Origin of the sequence: Sulfuricurvum sp. (assembly GCF_022759005.1) — a bacterium.
In the GTDB taxonomy this organism is placed as follows: domain Bacteria; phylum Campylobacterota; class Campylobacteria; order Campylobacterales; family Sulfurimonadaceae; genus Sulfuricurvum.
Genome location: NZ_JAEMQA010000046.1, coordinates 1 through 6065, shown reverse-complemented (window position 1 = coordinate 6065; position 6065 = coordinate 1). Strand labels below are relative to the sequence as shown.

Sequence of the window (6065 nt, the reverse complement as noted above, 5' to 3'; positions counted from 1 at the left end):
GCATTCGCCTCTTTCCTCTCCCGATGATTTTGCGTTCCGAAACGGCAGCCGTAGCGATAGCGGGACGGTTATTGTAAAAAAAGAATTTTTTTGTTATAATTCGCCTCCAATTATCCGCCCCCGTACGGATATAAAACTATACAGACCGACGTACAACGCCGTCGATCACAAGGCAAACCTATGAAAAAAGATCTTCACCCGAACGTTGTTGAATGTACAGCAAGCTGCGCATGCGGTAACTCATTCACGACAACAAGTACAAAAGAATCAATCCGTGTTGATATCTGCAGTGCATGTCACCCATTCTACACCGGTTCTGAACGTCAAGTAGATACTGCAGGACGTATCGACAAATTCAAAAAACGTTACGCACTAAATTCGTAATTAAAACCTTTGCCTCTTTGGGGGCAGAAACCGAGCACATTTATGCTAAGCCTCGTTCCCACTCCTATCGGTAATATCTCTGACATCTCCCTTCGATCCCTTGAAACTTTATCAACTGCTAATGTTATCCTTTGCGAAGATACCCGTGTTACGAAAAAACTGATCCATCTGCTCAAAGAGCGACATAACCTCACAGCGATCGAACCCCAGTTTTTCAGTCTCCATTCGCACAATGAAGCCGAATTCGTTTCCAAACTCACCCCAGAATTTTTTAACCAAAATGTCGTGTATGTGAGCGACGCGGGGATGCCGGGGATCAGCGATCCTGGGCAGATGCTGGTACGCTATTGTATCGATCAGGGTATTGCGTACGATGTTTTGCCGGGGGCGAATGCCGTATTGACCGCATTCGTCGCCAGCGGATTTGTTGAGACAAAAATGCTTTTTTTTGGGTTTTTGCCTCACAAAGGGAATGATCGATCTGCTGCATTGCAAGAGGCATTGTTCAACGGTTACACGACGATTTTGTATGAAGCGCCTACTCGACTGGAGAAACTTTTAGGCGAAATCGCGATAGCCACACCCATACGGCAGGTCTTTTTGGCCAAAGAGCTGACCAAACGGTACCAGCGGTTTTATCGGGGGACGGCTTCGGAGCTGATCGCTCAAATGGACAAAGAGATACGAGGGGAATGGGTCGTCGTGATCGAAGCCTCCGAAGGGAAAAGCGCTTCACTCAGCGAACAGGACATTTTGGCTCTTGATATCCCTAAAAAAGCCGCTTCCAAACTGATCGCCAAAATTACGGGTGAAAATCCCAAAGAGTGCTATACGCGTCTCATGAAATCTTAGGATATAATACCTCATGATTATTTATGGAAAACAACCGGTTTATTATGCAATTGAACGTCATAAGGATCGTATAAAAACTCTTTATTTGGCGAAAGAGCTTGACAAAAAAGAGTATTCGCATCTCATGAAAATGGGATTCGAGATTAAACGGATCCCCGAAAAAGCGGCTCAGGCAATGGTCAAAGGGGGGAATCATCAGGGATTTATCGCCGAGATTTCACAAATTGTCCCTTACGCTTCGCCGTTTCTCAAAAAATGCGATTTCATCGTCATTCTCAGCTCGATTACCGATATGGGTAACATCGGTTCCTTGATCCGCAGTGCCTATGCGCTCGGTGTCGATGCGATCGTTATCAGCGGTATCAAAGAGCCAAACCTCGAACCGATGATCCGAACCAGCAGCGGTGCGGCACTCGATATGCCATTGGTGATCATCCACAATATTCACGATGTTTTGCACGAATTGAAACAATCAGGCTTTCAAATTTACGGTGCGGTAATGGACGGGCAGGATGTACGTGAGGCATCATTCGCCTCTAAACGGGCATTGGTGCTCGGAAACGAAGGGGAAGGGTTGAGCGGTCGAGTTCAAAAAAGCCTTGACGTCGGAATTTCTATCCCGATGGCGCATGATTTTGATTCTTTGAATGTCGGCGTAGCTGGAGCAATTTTAATGGAGAGAATGAGATGAAGCAGTGTAACACGTTCGAAGATTTGCAGGCTCTTGGAATTGAGAAAATCCATGAACAAACCCATATATCTCGTGATAAATTAGAGCTGATAATGGGAAAAGCCTATGAGCAAATCGGACGTGTTCAGTTTATGGGGTATATATCGATTTTGGAGCGGGAATTCGGTGTTGATTTAAACAACATCAAAGAAGAGTACAAAGCTTTTTACAATGAAAATGCAGAAATGATGGCACCTAAACCGTCAGCTATTTTACAGGCAAACGTCAATTCAAAACCAAAATGGGTTCTTGCGGGGATTGGCGTGATTGCGTTACTTATCGGCGGAGGATATGTTTTGCAAGGGAAACTTTCCACGTCACCGCAAGAAGATGTCATCCATTTAACAACCGCGTCGGTTGCAGTGGTAGATCAAAACAGCGATTCGAATATGACCGATCAGAATGAAACCAACGTAAGTGTGCCGGCTATTACTCCCGCTGTTGCTCCGGAAGTTGCTACCGTCACAGATGCCAACAAAACTATCAAGCCTGCAAAAGCACTGGTTTCCGCCAAAGAGATTTCGATTCTTCCAAAATACAAAGTTTGGTACGGAATGATTGATCTTGCAAACGGTGCAAAATCGCAAGGGATTACAAAAGATCCGATCGTGATCGATACCGATAAAAATATCCTCCTTATTATGGGACACGGCAGAGTGGAGATCGCTTCTCCTGAAGGAAAAACACAGCTGAAAGAGAAAAATGCCGTCTATTTTGCCTCTGACCACGGTGCATTGAAGCAGATTACCCACAAAGAGTTTTTAGAACGAAACGGTGGAAACGGTTGGTAAGCAACAAGGGATGAAAACGGTTTTATTTGCATTATTTTTCCCTTTTCTTTTGTTGGGGAGTACCCTTAGTACCCACATCACTTTTAGCGGAGAGCCGAGCGTAGCTCTGCGAACCATCCATAATGCCTTTAATACCATCGGATACCGTTTGGATATTCGCAACTTCAGCGCACAGAGCGGCTCGGGAGAAATCAGCGCGATTGCGGTTGGGAACAAAGCGTTTAACGGAGCGGCTTTGGCTCAAAACTTTAAAGAAGAGAATATCCGTATCGAGAAATCCCGTTTAGAAAATCAAGAGCTGGAATTAGTTCTCGATGCGAACAATGCGAAATGGAATATTCTTGCACTCGGTTCGGATGATGGGAGTGAACTCAAACGTGTCAACTCTCCCCAATGGTTTCAAGTGAATGAAACGCAACATATCCGAATCACTCCCCCCTATGTCGGAAAATGGTATCCTGATGTGGCCGTATTGAATGAAAAAATGGATGTCCTGTATGCCTATCGCTCCATGGAACCGAAAGAGGAATGGGAATTTGAATTGCCCCAGGGCTCTTTTTATCTGATGGTCTCCAATACCCAGGGGATGAAATTGCTAAAAGAGGGGATGTGGATCGAGTCTATCAGCGGGCGCTAACTCGTTCATATTATAGTTAAACTAAGCCTCTTATGCTAAAATGGCGCAATTTTTTAATCACAGGTTGTAGCCATGTTTGATGAAATCCAATTTGACCGGATTAAACGCCTCCCGAAATATGTATTTGCTGAAGTGAATGAGCTAAAAATGGCGCGTCGCCGTTCCGGTGCGGACGTTATCGATTTCAGCATGGGAAATCCTGACGGAGATACCCCTGAGCACATTCGCAAAAAACTGGTGGAATCGGCAGAAAAAACCAAAACTCACGGATATTCAGTTTCAAAAGGGATTCCAAAACTTCGCCAAGCGATTTGTGACTGGTACAAACAACGCTACGACGTTGATTTGAACCCGGATACCGAAGCGGTTGCAACGATGGGGTCTAAAGAGGGGTACGCCCATCTCGCTTATGCGATTACCAATCCGGGCGATGTCGTTGTTGTTCCTGATCCGACCTATCCGATCCACTCGTACGGCTTTATTTTGGCGGGCGGAAACGTTCAAAAAATGGAATTGCCGTTTGATGAAGATTACAAAGTGGACGAAGACCTCTTTTTTGAGCGTTTGGAACATGCATTTCATGTCTCTTTTCCAAAACCGAAATACCTTGTGGTGAATTTCCCGCACAATCCGACGACAGCAACTGTCACGCCGGAGTTTTATACCCGTGTGGTCGAGATGGCGAAGCGTGAGCGTTTTTATGTTATCAGCGACATTGCGTACGGTGATTTGACATTTAACGGATATAAAACTCCGTCGATCCTCTCCGTTCCTGGAGCGAAAGACGTTGCGGTTGAAGCGTTCACCCTCTCTAAGAGCTATAACATGGCGGGATGGCGTGTCGGTTTCTTCGTCGGAAACGCAAAATTGATCGGTGCACTCCAAAAGATCAAAAGCTGGTTGGATTATGGGATGTTTACTCCGATCCAGGTTGCGGCTACCGTTGCTTTGACCGGGGATCAAACGTGCGTCAAAGAGATTACCGATAAATACGATCACCGCCAAGACGTATTGGTTGATGCATTCAACCGTGCAGGATGGCCGATTCGCCGAAATCAGGCATCAATGTTCGTATGGGCTAAAATTCCAGAGTGCGCAATCCACATGGGAAGTTTAGAATTCTCAAAACGCCTTTTGGTGGAAGCAAACGTCGCGGTAGCTCCGGGGATCGGTTTTGGGGATTACGGCGATGAATATGTCCGTATCGCATTGATTGAAAACGATCAGCGTATCCGTCAAGCGGCGAAAAATATCAAACAGTTTTTGAGTACTTTGAGCGGCAAGGCGAGTGAGTGACACGAGTCGGCGTTATTGGTGTAGGAACGGTAGGGCGCTCCGTCGTTCAGATTTTAGAAGAAAACAAATCGATTATTAGCGCTCGATCGGGAGATGAAATCGTTGTCAAAAGCGGCGTTGTGCGCGATCTATCAAAAGTTTCCGATCTCTCTATCGCGATTTCGCAAAACCCGTATGATATTGTTGATGATCCTGAGATAGACATTGTCGTCGAATTGATGGGCGGAGTTGAACTTCCGTTGGAGATTGTTAAAAAAGCGCTCAAAAACGGCAAAGCGGTGGTGACCGCAAACAAAGCCCTTTTAGCGTATCACCGTTATGAGCTTCAAGAGATCGCGGGTGATATTCCGTTTGAGTTTGAAGCGAGTGTTGCAGGGGGAATCCCGATCATTAACGCACTGCGTGATGGACTTTCAGCGAACCATATTCTTTCGATTATGGGGATAATGAACGGCACGTGTAATTTTATGCTGACCAAAATGATGCAAGAGGGTGCCCCTTTTGCTGAAGTGTTATCAGAAGCTCAGGCACTTGGATATGCCGAAGCCGATCCGACCTTTGACATCGGGGGATTTGACGCGGCGCACAAGCTTCTTATTTTGGCATCGATTGCTTACGGTATCGATGCTAAACCCGAAGAGATTTTGATTGAGGGGATCGAGGGGATTACCCCTGCGGACATCGAATTTGCCAAAGAGTTCGGATACACAATCAAACTTTTGGGGATCGCGAAACGCGATGAGAGCGAAGTGGAACTGCGTGTCCATGCTGCATTGGTCAAAGAAGATGCGATGCTCGCGAAAATCGACGGTGTCATGAACGGGATCAGTGTTGTCGGCGATCGTGTCGGCGAAACCCTCTATTACGGACCGGGTGCAGGGGGCAATGCGACGGCAAGTGCAGTGGTCGCCAATATTATCGATATTGTCCGTTCCGGAAAACGTTCGCCGATGCTTGGATTCAACCATCCGCTCGAAGAGGGGCTACGACTCAAAAACAGCGAAGATATTTGTTCGAAATATTATTTGCGTTTGCGTGTATCCGACAAACCGGGTATTTTGGCGCAAATCACGAGCCTTTTTGCCGATCATTCGATTTCGATCGAAGCAGTCATTCAGCGTCCATCTGAAACAGAGTGCGCCCATCTTCTTTTTGCAACGCATGAAGCTCGTGAGCGCTCCATCCGTGATTTACTTGTACAGCTTGAAACCCTTGATGCGGTTTTAGAAACCCCGTTTATGATACGAATCGTCTAAAGACGTTTCGTATTTCCCCTTCCCTTTTATACCTTAATAAAAATTTAACCTTGTTTGTTGTAACATACGCGTCCACTTTGCCCTCTTGGACAAATAGAATTGAATGTTTATAACTGCGT

Annotated in this window: 8 protein-coding genes; all 8 read left to right on the top strand. The window is 46.0% G+C overall.

Annotated features, from left to right (window positions below; genetic code table 11):
- Window positions 1–184, top strand: a 184-nt coding sequence (locus tag JHC35_RS02805) for a hypothetical protein (RefSeq protein WP_295041859.1), incomplete at its 5' end; no start/stop codon positions are given.
- Window positions 181–384: a 50S ribosomal protein L31 gene (rpmE, locus tag JHC35_RS02800; RefSeq protein ID WP_295041858.1), complete on the top strand. Its 204-nt coding sequence runs from the start codon at window positions 181–183 to the stop codon at window positions 382–384. The genes JHC35_RS02805 and rpmE, both read left to right, overlap by 4 nt.
- Before the next feature lie 42 nt (window positions 385–426).
- The gene (rsmI, locus tag JHC35_RS02795) at window positions 427–1236 is read left to right on the top strand and encodes a 16S rRNA (cytidine(1402)-2'-O)-methyltransferase (RefSeq protein WP_295041857.1); all 810 of its coding nucleotides are present in this window, start codon (window positions 427–429) and stop codon (window positions 1234–1236) included.
- 13 nt (window positions 1237–1249) lie between these two features.
- A complete protein-coding gene (gene rlmB / locus JHC35_RS02790) occupies window positions 1250–1927 on the top strand; it encodes a 23S rRNA (guanosine(2251)-2'-O)-methyltransferase RlmB (RefSeq protein WP_295041856.1) in 678 nt (225 codons plus the stop codon).
- Complete coding sequence (locus tag JHC35_RS02785; RefSeq protein ID WP_295041855.1) at window positions 1924–2757, top strand: hypothetical protein; 834 nt, start codon at window positions 1924–1926, stop codon at window positions 2755–2757. Before rlmB ends, JHC35_RS02785 begins: the two co-directional genes overlap by 4 nt.
- A 10-nt stretch (window positions 2758–2767) precedes the next feature.
- Window positions 2768–3394, top strand: coding sequence for a hypothetical protein (locus JHC35_RS02780; protein WP_295041854.1), 627 nt, complete (start codon window positions 2768–2770; stop codon window positions 3392–3394).
- Between the two features lie 72 nt (window positions 3395–3466).
- Entirely contained in the window at window positions 3467–4690 is a 1224-nt protein-coding gene (locus JHC35_RS02775) for an LL-diaminopimelate aminotransferase (protein WP_295041853.1), read from the top strand.
- Window positions 4687–5946 (top strand): homoserine dehydrogenase, encoded by a 1260-nt coding sequence (locus tag JHC35_RS02770; RefSeq protein WP_295041852.1) that lies wholly within the window; start codon window positions 4687–4689, stop codon window positions 5944–5946. Before JHC35_RS02775 ends, JHC35_RS02770 begins: the two co-directional genes overlap by 4 nt.
- Window positions 5947–6065: the final 119 nt, after the last annotated feature.